The 23,763-nt window shown below is 35.6% G+C and carries 19 protein-coding genes; 11 read left to right on the top strand and 8 right to left on the bottom strand.

Features of this window, described 5'->3' with window-relative positions:
• Genes FLUTA_RS20230 through FLUTA_RS20215 form a run of 4 tightly spaced genes read right to left on the bottom strand, consistent with a single transcriptional unit; the run spans position 1 to position 6,354 of the window.
• On the bottom strand, positions 1 to 3,021 hold the full coding sequence (locus FLUTA_RS20230) for a sensor histidine kinase (RefSeq protein WP_013688774.1): 3,021 nt from the start codon (positions 3,019 to 3,021) through the stop codon (positions 1 to 3).
• 36 nt (positions 3,022 to 3,057) lie between these two features.
• On the bottom strand, positions 3,058 to 4,416 hold the full coding sequence (locus FLUTA_RS20225; protein WP_013688773.1) for a cellulase family glycosylhydrolase: 1,359 nt from the start codon (positions 4,414 to 4,416) through the stop codon (positions 3,058 to 3,060).
• A gap of 11 nt (positions 4,417 to 4,427) precedes the next feature.
• Entirely contained in the window at positions 4,428 to 5,786 is a 1,359-nt protein-coding gene (locus FLUTA_RS20220) for a T9SS type A sorting domain-containing protein (protein ID WP_013688772.1), read from the bottom strand.
• 1 nt (position 5,787) lies between these two features.
• A complete protein-coding gene (locus FLUTA_RS20215) occupies positions 5,788 to 6,354 on the bottom strand; it encodes a hypothetical protein (RefSeq protein ID WP_013688771.1) in 567 nt (188 codons plus the stop codon).
• A 165-nt stretch (positions 6,355 to 6,519) separates the two neighbouring features.
• Here FLUTA_RS20215 and FLUTA_RS20210 point away from each other — a divergent pair, with 165 nt between their 5' ends.
• Complete coding sequence (locus tag FLUTA_RS20210) at positions 6,520 to 8,601, top strand: TonB-dependent receptor plug domain-containing protein (RefSeq protein WP_013688770.1); 2,082 nt, start codon at positions 6,520 to 6,522, stop codon at positions 8,599 to 8,601.
• Here the strand turns inward: FLUTA_RS20210 and FLUTA_RS20205 are convergent.
• Positions 8,598 to 10,565, bottom strand: a complete 1,968-nt coding sequence (locus tag FLUTA_RS20205) for a tetratricopeptide repeat protein (RefSeq protein WP_013688769.1) — start codon at positions 10,563 to 10,565, stop codon at positions 8,598 to 8,600. The genes FLUTA_RS20210 and FLUTA_RS20205 overlap by 4 nt on opposite strands.
• A 157-nt stretch (positions 10,566 to 10,722) precedes the next feature.
• Here FLUTA_RS20205 and FLUTA_RS20200 point away from each other — a divergent pair, with 157 nt between their 5' ends.
• The 6 genes from FLUTA_RS20200 to FLUTA_RS20175 all read left to right on the top strand — a co-directional run bounded on the left by FLUTA_RS20200 (position 10,723) and on the right by FLUTA_RS20175 (position 15,568).
• Positions 10,723 to 11,274 carry a hypothetical protein gene (locus FLUTA_RS20200; protein WP_013688768.1) on the top strand — a complete coding sequence of 184 codons (552 nt, stop codon included), beginning with the start codon at positions 10,723 to 10,725 and terminating at the stop codon, positions 11,272 to 11,274.
• A 4-nt stretch (positions 11,275 to 11,278) separates the two neighbouring features.
• Entirely contained in the window at positions 11,279 to 12,364 is a 1,086-nt protein-coding gene (locus FLUTA_RS20195) for a lipase family protein (RefSeq protein ID WP_013688767.1), read from the top strand.
• 120 nt (positions 12,365 to 12,484) lie between these two features.
• Positions 12,485 to 12,988, top strand: a complete 504-nt coding sequence (locus tag FLUTA_RS21910) for a hypothetical protein (RefSeq protein ID WP_013688766.1) — start codon at positions 12,485 to 12,487, stop codon at positions 12,986 to 12,988.
• A 62-nt stretch (positions 12,989 to 13,050) separates the two neighbouring features.
• Positions 13,051 to 13,407: a hypothetical protein gene (locus FLUTA_RS20185; RefSeq protein WP_148235479.1), complete on the top strand. Its 357-nt coding sequence runs from the start codon at positions 13,051 to 13,053 to the stop codon at positions 13,405 to 13,407.
• 105 nt (positions 13,408 to 13,512) lie between these two features.
• Entirely contained in the window at positions 13,513 to 14,466 is a 954-nt protein-coding gene (locus tag FLUTA_RS20180) for an MbnP family protein (RefSeq protein ID WP_013688764.1), read from the top strand.
• 13 nt (positions 14,467 to 14,479) lie between these two features.
• The gene (locus FLUTA_RS20175) at positions 14,480 to 15,568 is read left to right on the top strand and encodes a cytochrome-c peroxidase (RefSeq protein WP_013688763.1); all 1,089 of its coding nucleotides are present in this window, start codon (positions 14,480 to 14,482) and stop codon (positions 15,566 to 15,568) included.
• On the opposite strand, the gene FLUTA_RS20170 is transcribed toward FLUTA_RS20175, so the two are convergent.
• From FLUTA_RS20170 to clpB, 3 genes are all read right to left on the bottom strand, one after another.
• A complete protein-coding gene (locus tag FLUTA_RS20170; protein WP_043024483.1) occupies positions 15,565 to 16,569 on the bottom strand; it encodes a cytochrome-c peroxidase in 1,005 nt (334 codons plus the stop codon). The genes FLUTA_RS20175 and FLUTA_RS20170 overlap by 4 nt on opposite strands.
• Positions 16,570 to 16,591: 22 nt before the next feature.
• Positions 16,592 to 17,245: a SanA/YdcF family protein gene (locus tag FLUTA_RS20165; protein WP_013688761.1), complete on the bottom strand. Its 654-nt coding sequence runs from the start codon at positions 17,243 to 17,245 to the stop codon at positions 16,592 to 16,594.
• A 347-nt stretch (positions 17,246 to 17,592) separates the two neighbouring features.
• Complete coding sequence (gene clpB, locus FLUTA_RS20160) at positions 17,593 to 20,205, bottom strand: ATP-dependent chaperone ClpB (RefSeq protein ID WP_013688760.1); 2,613 nt, start codon at positions 20,203 to 20,205, stop codon at positions 17,593 to 17,595.
• Between the two features lie 533 nt (positions 20,206 to 20,738).
• On the opposite strand from clpB, the gene FLUTA_RS20155 reads away from it, so the two are divergent.
• The 4 genes from FLUTA_RS20155 to FLUTA_RS20140 all read left to right on the top strand — a co-directional run bounded on the left by FLUTA_RS20155 (position 20,739) and on the right by FLUTA_RS20140 (position 23,744).
• Positions 20,739 to 21,689 carry a glycosyltransferase family 2 protein gene (locus FLUTA_RS20155; RefSeq protein WP_013688759.1) on the top strand — a complete coding sequence of 317 codons (951 nt, stop codon included), beginning with the start codon at positions 20,739 to 20,741 and terminating at the stop codon, positions 21,687 to 21,689.
• An 8-nt stretch (positions 21,690 to 21,697) separates the two neighbouring features.
• The gene (locus FLUTA_RS20150) at positions 21,698 to 22,243 is read left to right on the top strand and encodes a D-glycero-alpha-D-manno-heptose-1,7-bisphosphate 7-phosphatase (protein ID WP_013688758.1); all 546 of its coding nucleotides are present in this window, start codon (positions 21,698 to 21,700) and stop codon (positions 22,241 to 22,243) included.
• Positions 22,240 to 22,998 carry a toxin-antitoxin system YwqK family antitoxin gene (locus tag FLUTA_RS20145; protein WP_013688757.1) on the top strand — a complete coding sequence of 253 codons (759 nt, stop codon included), beginning with the start codon at positions 22,240 to 22,242 and terminating at the stop codon, positions 22,996 to 22,998. The genes FLUTA_RS20150 and FLUTA_RS20145 overlap by 4 nt, the downstream gene beginning before the upstream one ends.
• A gap of 65 nt (positions 22,999 to 23,063) precedes the next feature.
• Positions 23,064 to 23,744: a hypothetical protein gene (locus tag FLUTA_RS20140; protein WP_013688756.1), complete on the top strand. Its 681-nt coding sequence runs from the start codon at positions 23,064 to 23,066 to the stop codon at positions 23,742 to 23,744.
• Positions 23,745 to 23,763: the final 19 nt, after the last annotated feature.

Here is a 23,763-nt window from a genome sequence, read left to right as displayed (position 1 = left end):
TTAGTGATGTATTAAGATGCTAATTCGTGTTCCTTTGCTTAATCCCGCTTCGTCCGATAAGTTGATAATAGAAATGGAATTTTCAGCGTTTTGTAAGTACAAGCGATGAATGGTTGTTTCTATTCCGTAGGATTTGTGATTTGTTTGATTTTGTTTAATTTTTTTTGACATCTCGATTCCAATTCCGTTGTCGCTGATATCAATTTGAATGCATTCTGAACCATTCTTTTTCACTTCAATTTTAATTTTACCACGTGTTGGTAGATTATTTATACCATGCCAAATAGCATTTTCTACGAAAGGTTGTAAAATGAGTGGAGGCAATTCTATAAATTCAGAATCAATGTCAGAATCAATAGCAATAAAGTAATCGAAATTGTGTTCCAGTCGTGCTGCTTCTAATTCCAGATACAATCTCAAAGAGTCGATTTCCTTTTTGAGTGAAATCGTTGCTTTTTTTGAATTTTCCAAGATATTTCGCATCAGTTTGGAGAACGTAGTTAAATAATTGCTTGCTTGTTCACTGTCGTTTTGAATAATGAATCTGTTGATCGAGTTTAATGCATTGAACATAAAATGCGGATTCATTTGAGAACGCAGTGTTTTCATCTCAGCATCCCGAATTTGATTTTGAATGAGTTCCTTTTCTTGAAACTTTCTATTGCTTTGGTTTACTCTAAAACGAATCATATTTGCAATCAATAACCCAAAGACAAGGATACAGATTCCCATGAACCACCAAGTCTTATACCATGGAGGATAAATTGTGATCAGCAATTGATCGTTTAAAATAGATTCTTGAGGATTTGAAGCAATGGTTACAAATGTCTTCCCTATGGGAAGATTTGATAGCTCCAGAACGCTCGAATTGAGTTTTTTCCACTGGTTGTTTACTTTATAATAGTAAGATTGTTCTTTTGAATCGGGTAAATATGCTGGAATAGTGAAATCAATGCTTAGATCATTTGTAGAATAAGGTACAACAAGTGATTTTAAGTTGTGGAATTCTTTCCATAGGACTTTTTTACTTCCTACTGTAATTTCTGTGATGAATACTCTTTGCTGATTTTTCGATTTTTTGAATTTACTAGGATCTAAAAATGAAATTTTATCTATTGCCGAAAAAACACATTGATTCTTTTCGTCAAAGAACAAAGCACCTTCCATATATTCGTCTGAAATTCCTTCCTTATTCTGATAAATTTTGCATGCTTTTGTAAATACATTGAATGCTGTAAGGCCTTTTGCTGTAGCAATCCATAACGTAATTTTATGATTGGAAGCCAATTGCAAAATATTATCGCTAGATAATCCATCAGAACGAAAATAAGCGTGGAAAGTGCTAGATGCCAAACGATATTCAATTAATCCTGTTTGAGTCCCAATCCACAAAGAGTTATTCAAAGAAGTAAAAGAGCTGATGCGTTTTCCTGAAAACGGAAAGATGATTTTTTTAATTTCTTTGGAATGGAGATCAATGAAGTATAAATAATTTTCTGAAGCAACATACAATTTGTTTCCAATCAGACATTGTCCCACAATCAAATCATCTGGAATTGTGTTATTCAGAGAATTCGTGTGGGCAATGTAGCTGAATTGCTGTGTTTTCCAGTTGAAAATTGCAATAAATTTGTCTCCGCGAACTAGAAACTGATTCGTTTTGTAGGGAATTAGTTCTTTGAATAAAGTGCGTCCTTGGATTGCTTTTTCAGTGAACGGCAATTGAATGATTTTGAGAATTTTGAAATCTTTTTGGCATTTGACCAAACCAGCATCGGTACAAATCCAATAATGGTCCGTTATTTCAAAAATGTGCCGTATATCTCTGAAAGCAGTTTGCGACAAGTCTTTTACCAAAGAAGGAATATACGCTTCAAATTTCCAGTTTTTGTCGAATTTCAAGAATCCGTTTGCATAGAGCAGAGAAGTATAATAGTTGGTATTTGTTGAACTAATCGATCCAATCAGTCTTTTGGAATCAATGTGTGTACTTAAAGAGTTATTTACAAGTGAAGACAATTGAAGCGTTTGAATTCCAGTTTTTGCTTGCTCGGCAAAATAAACGCCTTGATCTGTGCCGAACCAGAGGGTGTTTCTGGAATCAACAAACACATTTCTGACTTCTGTATCAAGTTCGAATTCTTTAAACTGTCCAGTGGAAGTATTGACGATTGCATATCCCAAGTTGGTACCTGCAAGAAGAAATGAATTTCCTTTTGAATCAGAATAGGAAGCGATGTCATGAATAATTGGGGCAGTAAGTCGAAGCTTAGTAAGTTTCTTCAGATTCGAATCATAAGCAAATAGCCCATTTCCCCAAGTCCCAATCCAAAGCCCATTTTTTGAAGGGACAACATTTGTAATTCCTTCGTTCTTGTCATTTCCAACAGCAATAGTAGCTACGAAATTTAAATTATTGGGATTCAGATGTCCGATTCTACTTCCAGAAACTCCCCAAATTTGTTGATTCAAATCGTGAAAAGCAAAATCAATGCGTTTGTTTACTGGAATTCCCAGTTTCTTAGAACCCTCATAAGCAAACTGTTTTACTTGTTGAGAAGAGAGGAGTTTGTAAAAATGATGTTGACCTAAAATCCAAAACTGCTTACTTGTCTTTATAAAGGTTGTGTTAAATTCCAAATGGAGCGTACTTTTGTTTTGAGGGTCTGGTTTTGAAAAACGTCCAGTTTTTAGGTCGAAAATAGAAACCCCGGCTTCTGTTCCAATCCACATGAAATTTGATTCCTGGTAAAAATGTTTAATAGCGTTATTGCAAATGCTGCTTGGATTTCTTTGACTGAAAAAATAAGATTGAATCTGATTACCATCAACCCGATTCAATCCATCCGCTGTTCCAATCCAAATAGATCCACGTTGGTCTTCCGAAATTGAATAAACAATGCGATTACTCAATCCTTCATTGATGGAAAGAGGAGTAAACTGAAACGATGGAAATTCCGCATTATCTTGAGCATTGCAAAAGGGAGTAATGAAAAGAAGAATCCAAAACCAATGTTTCATGCTGTTGCCCAATTGTCAAATTTTGTCACGGTACGCTCAATAGATAATCAATTTTTGAATATGTGTTTGCTGAGAATTTTCAAGTTCTACGAAATAAATTCCAGGATTAAAATCAGCTATTCGAACGTTAGAATTTTTAGTGTGTTTTTCTGTTAGAACTAGTTCTCCTAATGCATTTCGAATGCTTAGGCTGCAATTAGAAAAAGCAGAATGAATGGCAATATTTGTAGAAGCAGGATTTGGTTCAATACTAAAAACTTGACTAGTTTTTGAATCAATTCCAACACTTTCGTCAATTACTACAGCTCCACAACCATTCGTCGATTTTAGTCCGTAATTGGGATTGTTAATAATGTCATTGCCAAAAGTCGTGAGATTCGACGCTGAGCCTGTGGGCGACATTTCTCTTGCTGATGAACAATCCAAACTAAAAGTCCACGCCAACCAGCCAATATTCCGAGAACAGACTTCATCTAATATGATTGGATAAAGAGTTGATAGGTCATTGAGCCCGCATTCGCCGTTGTCGCCATCCTGATTGGTTGCAACTTCCCCCAAAATAAAACAAACATTCGTGTTTTGAGCTTCGTTCAATTTCGTTTGAACTTGTGCGAGTGTACTAGCATATCCATACCAATAAGCGTGAGAAGAGAAAATCAAATTGTGTCGTGTATCGTTCTGATTCATGTCTACAGCAATGGATAAAAGCTCGGTAGAAGATTGCCCGCAATCAGGTGCATCGATAATGATTGGAACATTCACACCAGCTTGACGAAGTGTAGCAACTGCTGCTGAATAATTGGATTTAAAGGTGTTTAACTCCGTTGCCAGTGAACCAGCGCCCCATCTTACTTTGTCAAATTCATTCGCTAAGTTGATAATTAAATAAGCTTTATTAGCTTCAATGAGTGTTAATACATCGGGATCTGTCCAAAAATCCATTACTGTTGAATTAAAATAAGCCCAATTATCTTTACAAGTAATGTAAGAATCATCGTGAATACTCAAAATTGGGATCATTTTTTTCGAAATGCAGTAGGCGATGATATTACTTAAATGTCCATTTGTAACATATCCATCGACAGTTCCAGGTGTTCCATTGTTTGGTGGACCAGGAATATCTCTCCAGTTTTGTCCGCTTGTGTACCAAGGAATACGAACAGCATTTGCACCTGTATTTGCAACTTCATCAATATAACTTTGATAGCCTGCAGCATCAGCTAAGGAGATATCTCCTTGATTAATTAATCCATAATTAACTCCGCGAAGAATAATGTTTTGACCATTTATCGAAGTAAGATTTTTTCCAACAACCTGCAATGTGTTTTGTTGACCAATTGCATAATATGTTCCGAAAAATACTACTAAAAAGCCCGCGTAAAATTGTTTTCTCATAATCTATAATATTAGTCAACTACCACTTGTAATGTTTTTGTTTCTAATTTATTTATATATTTTAGAAAGAATATTCCTTTTACTGATGAAGGAAATGTAATCTCGTTTCCAGTAATTGAAACTTCAACCTCTTTACCCAATTGATCAAATACCTGAATTGATTCCATATTCTTCAAAGAGTTAAGATAACAAATTCCAGTGGTTGGATTGGGATAAATTGTAATTTCTTGGGGATTAATTAGTTCGTTTATGGAAACTGTAGAAATCAAAGGAGCAAGTGTGATTCCGCCATTCCCTGGATTTGTTGAAACAATTCCCAATTGATAATTGCTGAAATTGTCTGTAATACTTGAAAGAGTAGCTAAGTCGAACGACAAACCAGAATTGCTGATTTCCTCATTGATAAAAATGTGATTGGCAATTTTATCAATTTGAATTCCACCTAATTGGCTTGCCCCTGATTGAGAAGAAGGAACGTTCCAAACTTGAAAACCGTTGATACTGTTTGACAAATTAGGATATGCATCCACTGGATTTAATGTTGCTAGAATCTGAGTTTGTAAGCTAATACTTATGCGAACTAAAGTGGCATTTTCATTACTTGGTAAATCGTTGTTATTTGCAACCCAAAGCAAACCATTTGAATCAAAAGCGATTCCTTCTGGCTGTGCAAAAACGGTAACTACCTGTTTGTTTTGAAGAATGGCGTTGGTGTTTTCAACATGTCCACCATTAGTTGCCCAATCACCACTATTGGTAGAAAGACTGTGGAAATTTGCGCCAGATGTAGCTAAATCAGTTTCTGCAATTGCAATGATTCGGTTATTGCGGTAATCACTTGCCCATAAATTGCCACTAGCATCGAAAGCAAAATTTGCAAAATAGGATGGAATTTGACCATTTCCTAAATCAATACGAGTCGCGTAAGAATCGGAAGCATTGTAGCGAACAATGTGTGTATCATAACTTTCTCCTTCAGAGGCATACAAATTTCCAGCTGAATCAAAAACTATTCCTACATAATCATTTCCAATATTGGTTACTTGTGTGACATTAGCAATAGAAGAAGTTGGATTCAGTAAGTAATTTGGAAAACGATAAATACGTTGATTTGCTCCAGTAATGGATACAAATAAGTCATTCCCAAGAAGAGCAGTGCAATTCGGACTTCCAGCTGTTGATAATGCTGGACCCAATTGAGTCAAGTCAATGGTGTAATTCGAATGAGCTTGAATGGAAGTAGATGAAGTAGGCAAATAGAGTTTGATCAATCCATGTCCAAATTCGGGTACGATTAATGAATGATTGTCTAATTGAGCATTTAAGCTTGCAGTAATTAAGAAAGAAGCTGTGAGAGTGAGAATTTTCATACTACTTGTTTAAAGTGAAGTTTACAGTGCAATTTCGCGAGTTGTCATCGTTATCAAAATCAAAGGTTCCAGTTATTGATCCGATGATTTGTTGTTCGGAAAGTTTGGTGAATACCACATTAGCGTTAAGAGGTCTGAATTTTCCAGCGACTGAATTGACAACTGTTGCAAATTGAAAATCATCTCCAAATCCGTCTCCAATGTGAATGGATTGATTCGTAGCATAAAATGCCGCATTTTGATTGGTTAAAACGAAAATCAAATCCGGATTCCCAGTTAAAGTAGGATTGGCCAGATCTTCTGAAATGAGAGATATTAAATTATGAGGGAATTGTCCCGCGTCTTTACCAATTTGACTCCCAGATTGTGGAGCAGCATTCAGAGTAACATCAATTCCATCAGATTGAGAAACGAAATGAAAACTTCCACTTGCATAAGTATATGTAAAAGTGGAAGGAAGATTGGTTGTTCCTGGATTAGTAGATGCGGGTGTCTTTTTTTTGTCTTTGGAACAAGCTGAAATTGCTAAAATAGCAACTAGTAAAAGAGAGAATTTGAATAGTTTCATATTTTTTTTGATTAAAGGTAATTGAGTTACTCCTTCAAATAAGGCGGGAAAAAGTGAAGTGCGTGATTCAGTTGTTGAATCCCATAAATACCATTTTAAGCAACTTATTAAAATAATATTTAGACAAGACTAAAAATAGTTTTATATTTGTGAAAATAATAATTTGTGCGCGCTTTAATTTTCCTTCTTTTCCTTTCAAATCCTCTGATTTATAGAGCTCAAAATCAATATGTTGATACGTTGAAAGTTACTTCTGATTCTTTGCGAGAAATTGAAGAGGTAACAGTTACGGGAAGTCGAACAGCCCAATTGAAGAAGAATAGTGTGGTTTCTGTTTCGACTTTAGATCAAAAATTGTTTCAAGCAATTTCTGCAACTTCTATTTCTGATGCGTTGAAGTTTTCTCCAGGAATACGAATGGAAACCAATTGTCAAACGTGTAACTATACACAAGTTCGAATGAATGGATTGGGAGGGTCATATTCGCAAATTCTAATTAATGGAAGACCTTTGTTTTCTTCTTTGATGGGCTTATATGGATTGGAGCAAATCCCAACAAATATTGTAGATCGAATAGAAGTTGTGAATGGTGGAGGATCTGTTCTTTATGGCTCAAATGCCATTGCTGGGACAATCAATATTATTACAAAACATCCTGAATACAACTTTATAGAAATTTCGGATAAAGTTTCCCTTGTTCCAAAAGGACCAATCGAACAAGTGATTCAACTGAATGGTGGAATGGTTACGAAATCTAAGAAAAGTGGTTTTTTGTTCTCCGGAATGAATAAAGTACGGGATGGTTATGATCGAAACGGTGATGGATTTACAGAAATTCCCCGCGTTAATAGTTCTTTATTAGGAATCAATGCCTTTCAGAATATTGGGAAATCAATCGAATTACACGCGGATTTTTGGATTTTACACGAACAACGGCAAGGTGGTCAATTATGGAATGGAGATCCACAACAAGCAGAGCAAAGCGAATTTCGAAATCAAATAACGTCTATTGGTCAGTTTTCTGGAAATTGGAAATCACGAAATACCAAGTGGAACCTTCAAGCATATACTGGTTTTCAGAAAACAAATCGGCATCACTATACGGGTTTGAATCATGTAGAAGCTTGGGGGAAAACGAACAATGTAACTTGGCAATCGGGTCTTCAATTCAATTTCACCCAAAAGATCGGCGCGAAAAGCAAATTTCTCTTAATCGGAGGTTTGGAACATTACCACGATGACATTCAAGATTCAATCAGAGGATACGATTATTATATCAATCAACAAATCATGCAAGTTGCTGGCTTTCTTCAAAGTCAATTAGATTTGGGACAGAAATGGTCTTTTGTAGCTGGAATTCGAATAACAAAACACTCTAAAGTTGACAATCTGATTATCACTCCGCGAGCCGCTTTGCTCTTTAAACCGAATGGACAATGGCAATTGCGTTTATCTTATGGAAATGGATTTAAAGCACCTCAAGTATTTGAAACGGATATGCACATTGCTTTTGCGAATGGAGGAATTTCCCAGATCCAGGTTGATCCGAATTTGAAGAGTGAGAAATCACATGCTTATTCAGCGCAGGCAAATTGGAGTAGAAGAAGAAAGAAGATGCTTTATTCTTCGGAAACGGTATTTTTTCATACGCAATTGCTTCATTCCTTTGTACTGAATGAAATTCCAAGTGTAGATCCTTCTAAAACGATGTTGTTACGGACCAATGGATCGAATGCCGAAGTAACTGATTTTAGTGAATCAGTTCGTTTGAAGTGGGATAAATTTTTGCAAGTTGATGTCAATTTTACCTACCAAGAATCGCGTTTTACAGAAGCTCAACAATGGTCGCTTGATGTAGAACCTATCAAAGCTTTTCTAAGAACACCAAACGTGTACGGTTCATCTACGATTTCAATTTTTCCTGAAGGAAAATGGTCTGGATCGATTAATGGTGTTTTCACTGGAAAAATGCTCGTTCCCCATTTCGGTGGTGCTCCAGAATTAGATCATGATGAAATTGTACACACCAAATCCTTTTGGGATTTAGGCATCAGAGCTGAACGATCTATTCACATTCACAAAATGGAACAAACTATTCGAATTGGTCTCGGAATTCAAAATTTATTTGACAGTTATCAGAGTGATTTTGATACATCCAAATTGCGAGACAGTAATTTCGTTTACGGTCCTTCAAGACCAAGAACTATTTTTGTGGATATAAAATGGGTAATTGGTGGAAAACATTAAATCCTAATTCCGATGACACAAACGTCATCGACTTGTTCCAATTCGCCTTTCCAGCTTTCGAAAGTCGTTTCTAAATGCTCTTTTTGTTCCTCCATTGGACGATCGTGAATAGCCAAAATGGAATCTTTAAACTGTTTGTATTTGAATTTTTTACCATTTTGTCCACCAAACTGATCAGCATATCCATCGGTAAACAAATAGATGGTTGTTTTTGGCTCCAACACCATTGAATGTGTCTTGAATGGTTTTTCTTCGGCATAGGTTCCAATTGGTTGTTTGTCGGCTTTCCACTCAATAATTTCATCACTACCTGCAGGAACAACCCACAGCGGATTGTTTGCTCCAGACCAAAGTAATTCTTTCGTTCTAACATTCAAGCAACCCAAGCTAATATCCATTCCATCTTTTACATCTTCCACACTTTTATTGAAGGTAGAAATAACTAATTCTCTGGTTTTATCCAATATTTTACCTGGTTCGATTAAATCAAATTCTAAAACAGATCTGTTCAATGCATTGCAACAGATTACGCTTACCATTGCTCCTGGAACCCCATGGCCTGTGCAATCGGCTGCTGCGAAGAACAAGTATTCGTCAGAACTTGTACCATTAGAAACAGTATGGCTTTCCAGCCAATAAAAGTCGCCAGCAACGATGTCTTTCGGTTTGTACAAAATGAAACTTTCTGGAAGTGTTTTGTGCCAATAATCTACCGCAGGAAGAATGGCATCTTGAAGTCTTTTTGCATACGTGATGGAATCTAGGATTTCTCGGTTCTTAAACTCCAAAGCATCTTTCTGATTTTCAACAATATTCTTTTGTTCTAAGATGATTTTGGTTGCTTTGTTTTTTTGTTTTAACGAGCGAAATAATAAAAATCCTAATCCAATAAAAACGACCATGCTGCCAGCAAAGATGTACTTTTGAGTTTGCTCGCTTTTGATTTGCCTCTTTTGGTTCTCAATTTGAATTTTTTTCTTGTCAGAATCGTATTTTTTCGTTAGTTCTGAAAGTTGCTTCGAATTTTCTACTGAAAAAATTGAATCTCGAATTTCCAAGTAAGTTCGCTGAATATCAAATGCACTTTTGTAGTCCTTCATGGCATAATGCAAATTAGCTAAATGCATGTGAGTTGCCATCGTATTTGCGTTGTAGATTGTGTGCGAATTTTCAATGCTTTCTATAAAGAGTGGCAATGCTTTTGGGTATTGTTTTTGATAGTAGTAAGCCAGACCTAAATTATCTGTCCAAGTTATTCCCCGAGAATCTGAACCCAATATTTCAATTGCTTTTTCATAGTATTCGATGGCTTTCGGATAATTTTTTTGTTTCATGAAAATATTGGCGTAATTCCCGTAAACATGGGGGTCTACAGTTTTAAGCTCATTCATAATTTCCATGGCTTTTTTAATGTTGACAGTGGCAGAATCCAATTTGTTCATGAATTCGTAGCAAATACTCAAATTTTCATAAATGATTAATTGTCCTTGTAAAAATCCATTTTTGATAAATATTTTATTGGACTCTCGAAACTTTGCAATGGCTTCTGTATTTCGTTTCAAATCGCGGTAAAGAATCCCAATATTAGCCTCGCTTTTTGCAACGCCCATTTCATCATTCGCCTTTTTATAGTAACGAATGGCGAGCTGGTAATTTTCAATGGATTTAGGCATGTTTCCAGCTTCATCCATTAGAATTCCGAGGTTTTTGTAAGCCAAGGCTGTTCCTGAATCGAATTTTAATTTCTTTGAAAGCTGAATGTTATCGCGAAGCAATTTTTCCATTAAATCTGGATGAGAATACTTAAAACTCCAAGAAATTTGGTTTTGAAAAATGACTTTATTCGTGTCGTTTTTCATTTTTGAACAAACTTGAATGATAGAGTCAAGTTGTTTTTCTGTCTGCGAATAAGCAAGATATGGAAGAAGTAATAGGCAAATAGCACTAAGTAAGTTTTGTTTCATAATTGTAGAGTCGAGACATCAAATGTCGAACTAAAATTAATAAAATAGTCGTTAAATTTATTTCTTTTGATTCATTGATTTAGCATCAGAATTTAAACCCAAAGTTTTGATCAATTCATCTCAGCTATTTAATATTGATTATTTTTAAACTAAAAACATGATTTCAAGAATAGTTTTTTTACTGATTATCTTTCAAGGTTCGTATTCATTTTCACAAATTTCTGATTCTGAAATGGAATCATTGAAAGTCAAGTGGAGAATAGACTTAGCAAAACAAGCAAATGAGCTAGTCACAAAAAAAACAAAGCAAGAACAAGTATCCGTTTTTTCTGATTCCGTTCAACGGTTGTTTTTGAAAGACACTTTTATCGTAGAAAATTTGCTTCGAAAGCAACTAGATAAAGAATCATCAAACTTAGGAATCAACAAGGCTAATCTTGCCTGTTCTTCCGAATATGAGAAATTAGTTCAAAAATACTACGAGATATTGTCTGCTAAAATGAAAGATGATGATCGTGAATTACTGGTTTCTTGGCATCAAGAATGGAAAAAATTAATGGATACAGAACGTGTTTTGATTGGTAAATTCATGCAAGAAACATATACTGGTGGAGGAAGTATTCACTCTATTCAATATACAAACAGATTGATGATGCAGCAGAAGAATCATCTGCTCACGTTAATTGATTATTTGACTCATATGAACTAACTCTATGAAAAACAAACTTTTTCTAATCGGTTTTCTTGTTTTTGTAACTCATTTGTCATTCGCTCAGTTGAAATCGGGATATGACAAATTTGAAGCAATGGAACTCTTAAAAGTCAATTTCCGGTTTGCAGACTCCACTGCTTGGGATTCTATGCCTGGTCCAGAACGTTTTGAATTGAAATACCGTTCAAAAACAGTTGGGTTCGACAATAAATGGGATTACTGGGAAGATAAAGCGGGAGTAGGGGTTTTGTCTTTAAGAGGAACAACGGGTACTTTTTCGAGTTGGGGAGCCAATTTCTATGCAGGAATGGTTCCTGCAAAAGGTTGGATAAAAATAGGAGAGAAGGATACGTTTAATTACGAATTGTCAAAAGATCCAAAAGCTTTGGTTCATGTAGGTTGGACAACTGCCTTGGGTTGTATTTGGAAAGATATTGATTCTTTACTTTTTGCTCAAATCGATCAAGGAAAGAAAGAGTTTTACATTACAGGTCATAGTCAGGGTGGGGCTATAGCGTATTTGTTGACTGCTCATTTGCTAATTATGAAAGAAAATGGATTTATTCCTGCGGATGTTCAGTTTAAAACGTATTGTAGTGCCGCTCCAAAACCAGGGAATTTATATTTTGCTTATTACTACGAAAAAATGACTCAGGCTGGTTGGGCTTACAATACTGTGAATTCGTTAGATTGGGTTCCTGAATCTCCTTTCTCGGTGCAAACAGTGAATGATTTCAATACCGTAAATCCATTTAAAAATGCCAAAAAAGCAATTAAAAAATTGCCTTTAATTCCTCGAATAGTAGTGAAGCACATGTATAATAAATTGAATAGACCAACGAAGAAATCGCAACGTCAATTTGAAAAATACTTGGGTCGGAAAGTGGGAAAATTAATGACCAAAAATTTAAAGGGTTTTGAACCACCTCAATTAGCTCATTCAACTGACTTCACCCGATGTGGAAATTTTATTGTCTTGTATCCTGATACAGAGTACTATCAGAAATTTCCCCAAGATCCGAAAGTTATTTTCGGAAATCACATGTTGGAACCTTATTTGTTGTTGTTGGAAAAGTTGCCGGAATAATACTATATTTGAGTAACACTATTTTATGAATCGCTTGATACCATTCTCTTTACCAATTGACCATTTAAAGTTCTGAAAAGATTGGTGTGCTAGTTTAATTTTTTACCAAAAGTCAAAAGTATGACAGAGAATTATCGTTTTACAGAAACTCAAAAATTTAGACAATGGTGGCTGTGGTTTATTTTAGCTGGAATTAAGGGTGTTATGGGCTTTTTTATTGTGACACAAGTAATCGCAGGAAAGCCTTTTGGGAATAATGTTGCAAATAATATATCATTGTTGGTCGCATTTTCATTTATGCTTGTCCTTTCTTTCTTGTTTTTTATCATGAAGTTGGAAACCCGTATTTCAGATAGAGGAATTGGAGTAAGATTCTATCCCATTCAGCTCAAATTCAGAACATATAACTGGGAGGAAATCGATCACGTTTATTTGAGAGAATATTCACCAATAACCGAATACGGAGGTTGGGGAATGCGCTATAGTTTTGTTGGAAAAGGAAGAGCTTTAAATGTTTCTGGAAGAGTAGGTATTCAGTTGGTTTTTAAAGATGGCAGAAAATTATTGATAGGAACCTCCCAAAAAGAAGATGTCATGCAGGTTTTGTCTGTTTTAGGGCGTTGATTTTTTCATTTAAAAAGGTTTTTCAGTAATTTGAACATAATTAAACACGTAAACTGAATATGATGCGTTCTTCATTACTTCCTGAAATATTCTTTGATGAATCAGTGGATTCTTCAGGACTCGAATTGTTTCAGAATCAACACTTACGCGCAATTTTGAAATATCAAAATGACTATTTGAATTTGCTTGTTTTGGATTGCTGCAAACAAATGAATCCGAATTTATCAAATCTTCCTCAAAAAGAGCGTAACCGATTTATTCGGCAGACGATTCAAAATAATCAAGCTTTGCGGAATCAATGTGTTGGATTAATTGTGAGCTTTCTCGAATTGGATCAATTTACGTGGTATTTGAATCACAAAACGGATTGCAACAAACGAATTCTTCAAATGGTTGAAAAAAGAGTGCTCAAAGATTAATTAGTTGAAATAAATACCTTGGAATTTCAACAATAGCTCTAAATCTATTCAGTTAATTTGACGAATAAACCTTATTATTGGTTTCTCTAAAGCATAAAATAGATTATGAAGAACATATTTTTAGCCCTAGCGTTACTCTCAAATGCACTAGCTTTCTCGCAATCAAATGTTTCTATTGTGTTTCATCACAAACTAGGAAATGACGATTTTGCCTTTAATACCGTTCATACAAATAATCTAGGAAATAGTTTTAAACTAATCAGATTGGAATATTATATCACGAAATATTCCATTGTACACGATGGTGGACAAATCACACAAGTTTCATCCGATACCGTTAGTTTGATTCGAGCTCAAGATCTTATATCAACGATTCAATTGGGGCAATTCAATATTACAAACATTGAAGGAGTTAAATTTTACATTGGTGTTCACACTCCAGTGAATCACGAAGATCCATCATTGTTTCCAAGTTATCACCCGCTTGCTTTTCAAGCTCCATCCATGCATTGGGGTTGGACTTCTGGATACCGTTTTATTGCTTTGGAAGGACAAAGTGGTCCAACGGTCAATCAAACACTAGAAATTCATAGTTTGGATGATCATAATTATTTCCAAACTTCGGTTAACGTGAATGGGGAGCAAGGACAAAATGGATTGGAAATGCATGTTGATGCAGACTATGTCTTAGGCTTGTATAATATAAATATCAATTCGGGCTTGGTTGTTCACGGTGCTGATAATGAGGCCGCTAATTTGGTGTCGAATTTTGTTAATTATGTTTTTACTCCAAATGTGTTGGCCGTAAAAGAGAATCAATCCACTTATTTTTCAATCTTCCCAAACCCAGCAAATGGAACCGTTCAGATTCAATTGATGGAGGATATTTCTAATTGTGAAGTTGAATTGTTGGATGTTTCAGGGAAATTAATTTCTACCAGAAAAATATCTTCTGATGCTGCTCTTCTTTCCGTTCAATTAGAGAACCCAGGGTTTTATATGTTGAATTTAATGAAAGATGGCAAAGTCTTACAAAGTTCCAAATTGATCAACAATTAATATTGAATTCTTTATGAAGAATAAGTTTCTATTGCTCTTCGGGTTTCTGGTGATTCTTTTTGTGGCATGTAAAAAAAATGAAACCACACCTGAACTTTTGACCTTAGATACAACCCCTTTCAATTTAGCCGTTAGTTCCACTTTACCAGCACCAAATATTCCTAGTGACAATCCCTTAACGGTTCAAAAAGTTCAATTGGGACGAATGTTGTTTTACGAAAAATTGTTGTCCGGAAATAATACCATTTCATGTGCAAGTTGTCATACACAAGTCAACGGATTCTCAGATTTAAATCAATTTTCTACAGGAATTGACGGATTGTTTGGAGCTCGGCATGCGATGGGAATTTTCAATTTAGGATTAAATACGAATGGATTTTTTTGGGATGGACGTGTAAATACTTTGCGTGAACAATCTTTACGTCCAATTCAAGATCCTTTGGAAATGCACGAAACACTTCAAAATGCAGTCAATAAACTCCAAAACGATGAACGCTATCGAAAACAATTTGTTCGTGCGTTTGGAGATGCAGTCGTGACAGCTGAACGAATTTCATTAGCATTGGAGCAATTTATGTTAACCATCGTTTCAGATAACTCGAAATATGATCAATATTTGCGTGGAGAGATCAATTTAACAGAGAGTGAAGAACGCGGACGTGTGTTGTTTTTTGCGGAATACAATCCTGGTTTCCCTAACTCATCTGGTGCTGATTGTGCGCATTGTCACAGCGGTAGTAATTTTGAGAACGATCAATTCATGAATAACGGATTGGACCAAGAGGGGGATATTTCTGATTTAGGCAGACAAAACGTAACGCAATCACCAGCTGATAAGGGGAAATTCAAAGTAACATCTTTACGAAATATAGAGGTTACGGCGCCTTATATGCATGATGGACGTTTTACAACTCTCGAACAAGTTGTAAATCATTACAGTGACAATATTCAACAATCTGCATCCTTGGATCCTGCTTTGGCAAATACAATGGCAACAGGTTTGATGCTTACTACTCAAGATAAAATTGACCTGGTAAATTTTTTGAAGACACTCACAGATCAGACTTATTTAACCAATCCAGCGTACAAGAATCCCTTCTAATTTTTCGGTTTACTGAATTTTTTATTAGTAATAAATTGATGGTCTGTTAGAGTATTTAAAAACGCAATTAAGGCATCTTCATCCTCTAAACTGATTGAAAAAGGTTGTAAGATTGGGTGTTTGTTTTTGTTTTTAAATCCATTCTTTTCATACTGTTGAATGACTTCGCGCAAAGAGCTGAAACTTCCATCATGCATGTATGGAGCAGTGAGAGCAATGTTGCGTAGTGTGGGTACTTTGAACAAATCACGGTCTACTTCTAACCGAGTTACTCGCATTCTACCTGAATCTGCATACATCTCAAAGAATCCATTGTTTTGAGTGGAAAAGTTGGTGAAATTAAAACCATTATGACAGTTAGAACAATGCAATTCGTTGAAAAACAACATACGTCCTCGTTCTTCATTTTTTGTGAATTTCACTTTTTTGCGCAGAAATAAATCGTATTTGGAGTGATTACTCACGAAAGTACGCTGAAAACTCGAAAGAGATCTGGTTATTACAAATGGATCAGGTGCCCGATTATAGGCTTCTTTGGAAAGTGCAACATATTCTTTGTTTCGTTTTAAGCGTTTTGAAGCTTCTACCATATTGAAGGCCATTTCTGCATGTTCTTCTATTGGAACAACTACCTGCTTTTCCAATGACTCTAAAAATCCATCGAACAAATAAGTAGGATTGTAGCCAACATTTGCGAGTGTTGGGGCATTTCGGTTTCCAATTCTGTTCTTAACTCCAGGACTTATTGGCAATGAATCTGCGAATGCAAGTTTCTGTTTATGGCAACTGGCACATGAAATAGTGCTGTCGAGCGATAAAATTGGATCGTAGAATAGTTTTCTACCCAAAGCAATTCTTGTTTTTGATTGTGTATTGTCGGCAGGAATATGCATTTCAGGAAAACCTTCTACTAAAGGGATAGATTGAAAAGGATCAACTTCAACAAAGCCAACCAATAACAAACTTAGAATTCCCAAGAAAACGAAATTATGTGAGCTCATCTTTTTGAGAGCCATTCTCTTCTTATCCAATCTCAACTGCTTCACCTAAAAATTTTGAATCTATACCGAATAGGATATCCCAAAACACTTTCATGCGTGCAAAACGCTCACGAACTTTTGTTTTAAATCCGCCCATTTTGGCTACATCTTGAGCGTTGTATCCGTAAACAGTCATTCCGAAATGTTCACCCAAATAAATAGCTCTTTCATTGTGAAACTGTTGTGAGATAACAATTACTTCCTTCTGTCCAAATACTTTTAAAGCCCTTTCCATGGAATCCAAAGTTCTAAATCCTGCATAGTCTAAAAAAATTCTATTCGCAGGAATTCCAGCTTTAACCAAGGCATTTTTCATGTCGGTTGGCTCATCATAAGTGGTAATGCTATTGTCTCCACTTACCAAAATGTATTTCACTTTTCCAGCTCGATACAATTCCACGGCAGCTTTTATACGGTAAGAAAAGTATAAATTGTCGTTTCCGTGTTTGTTCGTGCGTGAAGTACCGAGAACCAATGCTACTTTTGCTTTCGGACATTGACTGGCTTGGTTGAATAGTTTCCCTTCAGCATTTGATTCGATCACCCAATTAGCTCCAAAGAACCAGAAAAGAAGAAAAAACAAACTAATTAAAAGTGTTCGTTTGATGATTTTTGACCAGTTGCGTTTTCGTTTCATGTTTGCTTGATTCTTGGTGTAAAAATAATAGAATTAAGCTAGTCTCAAGTAATGAAATGAATTCGATTAGCTATTAAATTTAATAGCTTTGGATCAGATGATTAGTCATTTTTAAAATGCTGATTTAAAGATTCTTAGTAGTTGATTCATCGTGCTTTACTTTAATGTGGTTCGCTATTTGGTGAATTTACGAATTTGCAAACTGTCCCAAGATTCAGAAACAAAAAGGCGGAATAACTAATTAGCCCGCCTTTTCATACCTAAAACTAAACTACTACTTATGATTTTACTTCAACCTCTTCCTTCGGCTTTTCTGTCTTGTGAGACAGAGCCTTAGTCTTCGGAAGCTATGCTTCCTCTTCCTGGGAAATTGGTTTTCTAAATACTATTTTCCCATCAAAAATATCCATTACTACAGTCAATGAAGTATCTAATGTTCCACCCAAAATAGATTTGGATAATTCGTTTAACACTTGTTTTTGGATTACACGTTTTACTGGCCTTGCTCCAAAATGCGGATCGTAACCTGCTTCAACCAAATGAGCTTTTGCTTCTTCAGTCATGTGAATTTTGATTCCTTTTTCAAGAAGCATTACTTTCAATTGATCCAACTGTAACTGAACAATTTGTTTTACATATCGCTTGTTCAAAGGTGTGAAGATGATTGTTTCGTCAATGCGATTCAAAAACTCTGGTCGGATAGTTTGTTTTAACAGCTCCAAGACTTTGAATTTCGCTTTGTTCATTGCTTCGTGCAAATTCTCTTCTTTCACGCCTTCAAAACTTTCCTGAATCAAATGAGATCCTAAGTTGGAAGTCATGATGATAATGGTGTTTTTGAAGTTTACCGTTCTCCCTTTGTTGTCTGTCAATCGACCATCATCCAAAACTTGTAGCAAGATATTGAAGACATCTGGATGCGCTTTTTCGATTTCATCTAGCAATACGATGGAATAAGGTCTTCTACGAACAGCTTCTGTCAATTGGCCACCTTCATCATATCCAACGTATCCTGGAGGTGCTCCAACCAATCTGCTCACGCTGTGTTTTTCCTGGTATTCCGACATGTCGATTCGAGTCATGGCATTTTCATCGTTGAACAAAAACTCAGCTAATGCTTTCGCAAGTTCTGTTTTTCCAACTCCCGTTGGGCCAAGGAAAATAAATGATCCAATTGGCTTTCTCATATCTTGTAATCCAGCTCTAGATCGTCTTACCGCATCTGAAATTGCTTCAATAGCTTCTTCTTGTCCAACAACGCGTTTTCCTAATTCATCTTCCAATCGTAGTAATTTTGAAACTTCACTTTCAAGCATTTTCGAAATTGGAATTCCAGTCCATTTGGAAACTACATCGGCTATTTCTTCAGCATCTACTTCTTCTTTAATGAATTTGGAATTTACTTGGATTTCACTCAATTTTTTCTTCGCTTCATCCAATTGAATTTCGGCTTCTTTGATTTTTCCATAGCGAATTTCAGCCACCTTTCCATAATCTCCCGAACGTTCCGCTTGATCAGCCTCGACTTTTAAGTTTTCAATAAGTTCCTTGTTTTTTTGAACTCCTTCAACGATGTCTTTTTCAGCTTGCCATTTCGCATTGAATGCATTTCTTTGCTCTTCCAAGGTTGCAATTTCTTTACCGAGACCTTCCACTTTCTTCGTGTCATTTTCACGTTTAATAGCTTCACGTTCAATTTCCAATTGCATGATTCGTCGATCTAACTCATCCAGTTCTTCTGGTTTTGAGTTGATTTCCATTCGCAATTTAGAAGCTGCTTCATCAATTAAGTCGATCGCTTTGTCAGGCAAATGCCGTTCGGTAATATAGCGTTGCGATAATTCAACAGCGGCAATAATAGCGGCATCTTTAATCAGTACTTTGTGGTGGTTTTCATATTTTTCTTTAATTCCACGTAAGATTGAAATTGCATCTTCGGTATCTGGTTCATCTACCAAGACCGTTTGGAAACGACGAACCAATGCTTTATCTTTCTCAAAGTATTTTTGATACTCGTTCAAGGTTGTAGCTCCAACTGCTCTTAATTCTCCTCTTGCCAAAGCTGGTTTTAAAATATTTGCGGCATCCATCGCACCTTCGCCACCGCCAGCGCCAACCAATGTGTGGATTTCATCAATGAATAAGATGATTTCTCCATCTGCATTCGTTACTTCTTTGACAACAGATTTTAATCGTTCTTCGAATTCGCCTTTGTATTTTGCTCCAGCAATCAATGCCCCCATATCCAAGCTGTAAACAATTTTGGACTTTAAGTTTTCAGGAACGTCTCCATCTATAATTCGATGGGCAATACCTTCGGCAATGGCTGTTTTTCCAACTCCAGGTTCACCAATTAGAATCGGGTTGTTTTTGGTTCGTCTAGTTAATATTTGAAGTACCCGACGAATTTCATCATCCCGACCAATCACTGGATCTAATTTTCCTTCTTTGGCCAATTCATTTAAATTCTTTGCGTATTTCTCCAACGATTTGTAAGTTCCTTCTTGTTGGTTAGAAGTTATTTTTTCTCCGTTTCTTAAATCCATAATGTGTTTGATAACCGTTTTTTTATCCAGTTTGGCGTCACGTAATAATTGTCCTGCTTGATCTTTTGAATCAATTAAAGCGAGAAAAAGCATTTCAATCGTTGCATATTCATCGCCATTTTCTTTGGCAATTTTCAAAGCTAACTGAAGTGTTTCTTGTGCTTTTGGAGAAAGATAAATTTGTCCTCCTGAAACTTTACTTTGTGATTCTAATATGCGGTCAAGTGCTAATTCAATCGTTTTGGGATTGACTTGTGATTGTTTTAATAAATAAGGAACTACGTCTGTATCTTTAAGGAAAATCCCTTTCAGTAAATGAGCATTTTCAATTGCTTGATGCCCTTCCATTTGAGCAAAATCTTGAGCTGCTTGAATGACTTCTTGTGTCTTAATTGTAAATAGATTCGTATCCATTTTAGTTGAGTTTGATTTTGTTTGTCAAATCGTGAACCAAATCACGTCCAGCAATTGTTTCAAGACAAAAAGACAGTTTTAAGATTTTAAAACCGACAAAATGACATTTTTTTTTCTGGAAATGGTAGAAATTAAGTATTAATTTAGCCAAAAATTGCAAGTAATGTCAAAGATTAAAGAACGTTTCAAGAAAATATACCCCTATTTTGTGGATGTTTGGCAATACATAGCAATTATCATCATCTTTATTATCGCAGCTATTTTCATCCTTTAGCTCGAATAACACACCAAATTGCTGGATAGGAAATGTTTGCTAAATAAGTTTCAATATAAAGCTATAATAGAAGACATTTAGTTTTTCATTCGTAATTAAATATCCCGAATTACTGCCTCTCTGATGGGGCAGATGACGGATTGTAATTCGGTCTTCAAAACCTTGCACTTCTCCTAAATCATTTTCGCAGGAACGTTTGTTATGATTTAGTCTTCAAAAGCAAAGCTTTTTCTTATTTTTGTTCAAAAAGTAAATAGCGTTGGAAAATCAACTTGAATTATCAATCGTCGTTCCTTTATTCAATGAAGTAGAGTCTTTGCCTGAATTGCACGCATGGATTAAACGCGTATTGAATGAACACAAACTTTCTTATGAGGTCATCTTTATTGACGATGGAAGTAAGGATGGTTCTTGGAAGGTGATAGAATCCTTGAAATTGGAAGACTCCAATGTTCGAGGATTTAAATTCCAACGCAATTACGGTAAATCTGCGGCACTTCATACTGGATTTCAGGCAGCACAAGGAAAAGTAGTTGTAACGATGGATGCCGATTTGCAAGATTCACCAGATGAACTTCCAGAGTTGCACCGCATGATTATACAAGATGATTTCGATGTTGTTTCTGGATGGAAACAAAAACGTTATGATCCGATTACGAAGACACTTCCAACTAAACTCTATAATTGGGCTGCTCGTAGAATGACTGGAATTCATTTGCATGATTTTAACTGTGGATTAAAGGCGTACAAAAATGCAGTTGTAAAAAGTATAGAGCTTTATGGAGATATGCACCGCTATATTCCGCCGTTAGCGAAGTTCGCTGGATTTAATAAAATAGGAGAGAAAGTTGTTATTCACCAAGCTAGAAAATACGGAACAACGAAATTTGGATTGAATCGCTTTTTGAACGGTCCACTGGATTTGATGACGGTTGTTTTTATGGGGAAATTCGGTAAAAAACCGATGCACTTTTTTGGAGCAATGGGAATGTTGTTATTCATGATTGGATTTGGAATTACGTTTTACTTAGCAATCGATAAACTTTTTATTCATTCTACGGCAATAAAATTGGCAGATAGAACAGAATTTTTCATTGCCCTTACTGCGATGATTATGGGAGTTCAATTTTTCTTGGCTGGCTTTTTAGCAGAGTTAGTAGGAAGGAATTCCTCCACTAGAAATCACTATTTGGTAGAAACTGAAATCTAAAAATCTCAATGAAACATTGGAATTTGGATCAATCATGGACTTTGTTTTTGGATAGAGATGGAGTGATTAATGAACGAATCATGGATGACTATGTCAAACTCCCCGAAGAGTTTATTTTACTTCCTGGAGTTTCCAAAGCTATCTCCAAGGCAAATCAATTGTTTTCATCTGTTTTTGTGGTTACAAATCAGCAAGGAATAGGTAAAGGTTTGATGACTGAGCGTAACCTTTTAACCATTCATGATTATTGTAGTGAATTACTAAAAGTTGATAATGCGCGCATTGACAGGTATTATTTTGCTCCAAATTTAGCTTCTGAAAATTCGCTATTAAGAAAACCAAACTCCGGAATGGCTCTTTTGGCGAAAGAAGAGTTTCCTACAGTTGATTTTAACAAATCAATTATGGTTGGAGATTCTGATTCGGATATTGAGTTTGGCAAGAAACTTGGAATGAAAACAGTGTTTATTAATCATCAAGATTTGGAAGCACATAAAACAGCTGATTTAACTTTTGATTCGCTTGAATTGTTTATAAAATTTATTGAACTATGATCTTTAGAATCCTAATCGTTTTGTTGCTAGTAGCTCCGTTTTCTTGGAGTCAAGCAGTCAATAAAAAAGACACGCAAGGTAGAAAGCAAGGTCCTTGGCAAAAAAACTATCCAAAATCGCGTGCATTCGAGTACAAAGGTCAATTTAAGGATGACAAACCCGTTGGTACCTTTTATTACTATTACGTTTCTACAAAGAAAAAAGCAATCATTGTACATGATCAAAAAACAGGGCGTTCTAGTGCGGTGATGTATCATGAAAATGGAGTACTGATGGCACAAGGTATTTTCAGAAATCAAGAGAAAGATAGTATTTGGGAATATTATGGGCCTTCGGGAAGAATTAGTACCAAAGAAAGTTATTCAAAAGGAAAATTGAATGGTAATCAGACTGTTTATTACGTATTTGAAGATGCAACTGATAAGCGGGTGATTGTTGCAAAAGTGACCCCTTACACGATGGGTGTAATTAATGGAGAAGTGATTGAATACTTTGACACTGGGGTGATTAAAAGCAAAGTCACTTACGTAAAGGGTAAAAAAGAAGGAATTGGAGTCATCAATCATCCAAATGGAAAAGTAATGATGACAGAACGTTATAAAGGTGGAATTCAGCATGGATGGCAATCTGCGCATGATGAATCAGGTGTAGAGACAGGGAAGGTATACTTTCGTTCAGGGAAACGCATTCAAGGAAAAGAATTGGAAAAGCACTTGAAAATGTGTAAGCAAAAAGGGATTTCTCCGAATGGCTAATCAATCAAATAGTTCATTTATTCATTTGATTTAGAGTTTTATTAGAATTTTTGTATTTTTCGAGCATGATACTGAAAATCGGTTATATATCTTTCATTTTGACTTTTTTTTTAGTTCTAGCTGGAACTCAATCTTGTAAAAAAAAATCTACTGAAGTAGATATGGGATACGATTATTTCCCGCAAAATGAAGGGCATTACGTCGTTTATTCTGTACATGAAATCTATATTGATACAGATAAAGATACATTCGATTATTACATCAAAGCAGTTGTTGGAGAACCAATTACAGATAATTCGGGTCGAATAGCTCGTAAATACGAACGTTATTCTAGTAATTCGGCAAACGGACCTTGGACAATTAAGGATGTTTGGACAAGTATTATTGATGGGCCTAGAGCAGAATTGGTAGAAGAGAATAATCGAACAATAAAATTGATTTTCGCACCAAGTGAATCTGCCGATTGGAATATGAATGCATACAATACCTTGGAAGCATTGGACTGCTATTATTCAAATTTGAATCAGCCTTACTCCATCAACAGTACGAATCTTCCAACTACAGTTACGGTTGAACAAGAAGATTTCACCTCTTTTATTGATTCTCGTAGAAAGTATGAGGTCTATGCAAAAGGAATTGGAATGGTCCATAAGTATTTCAAGGATTATGAAATATTGAATGGAAACCCTAATAATGTCAAAAAAGGACATTTCTTAGAAATGAAGATGGTTAGTTACGGGAATTGATTTAATGGGTGATTGTATT

This window comes from Fluviicola taffensis DSM 16823, from assembly GCF_000194605.1.
Taxonomy (GTDB): Bacteria; Bacteroidota; Bacteroidia; order Flavobacteriales_D; family Crocinitomicaceae; genus Fluviicola; species Fluviicola taffensis.
Note: the sequence above shows the minus strand (reverse complement) of the source record. Positions and strands in the feature narration are given on the sequence as shown.